The organism is Vibrio sp. Vb2880 (genome assembly GCF_033337975.1).
Taxonomy (GTDB): Bacteria; Pseudomonadota; Gammaproteobacteria; order Enterobacterales; family Vibrionaceae; genus Vibrio; species Vibrio alginolyticus.
In genome coordinates this window covers 1-614 of record NZ_JAWORT010000087.1, presented here as the reverse complement: position 1 = coordinate 614, position 614 = coordinate 1, and the positions used below count along the sequence as shown (strand labels likewise).

General features: G+C 52.1%; 1 protein-coding gene. It reads left to right on the top strand.

Annotated elements, in window-relative coordinates; translation table 11 throughout:
• Positions 1 to 614: tandem-95 repeat protein (locus R7M92_RS25050; RefSeq protein WP_318134582.1), on the top strand; the 614-nt coding region annotated here is incomplete at both ends.

The following is a 614-nucleotide window of genomic DNA, read 5'->3' as shown; positions in this document are numbered from 1 at the left end:
AGCCAAACGGTGAACTTTACGGTTGCGCCTGTGGCGGACATCGTGGCAGATAAAGCGACGGTTGTGGAAGATACGCCAACCATCATCAAGGTCTTAGAGAACGACACGTTCGAAGGCGACGACAAAGTGGTGTCGATCGATACCAATAACGGTCCAGCGAACGGCACGGTCTCAGTCAACCCGGACGGCAGCGTGACCTACACGCCGAACGACAACTACCATGGTACAGACAGCTTCACGTACATCGTTACCTCCGGTGGGGTCAGTGAGTCCACCACGGTGAACGTCGATGTCACACCAGTGAATGATGCGCCAGTGGCGACCAATGACAATGCCGTTACTGACGAAGATACACCAGTGACGATTGATGTTCTGCCAAACGATACTGACATCGATGGTGATGCATTACGTATTGACTCGGCATCTGTGCCGAGTGACCAAGGTAAAGTCGAAATTATTGATGGAAAACTGGTCTTCACACCGGCTGAGAACTTCAATGGTGACGCTGAAATCACTTACACCATCACCGATGGTTCGCTGACTGACCAAGCGACGGTTAACGTCACCGTGAATGCGGTGAACGACACGCCTGTGGTTGAAAGCAGCATTGCAGA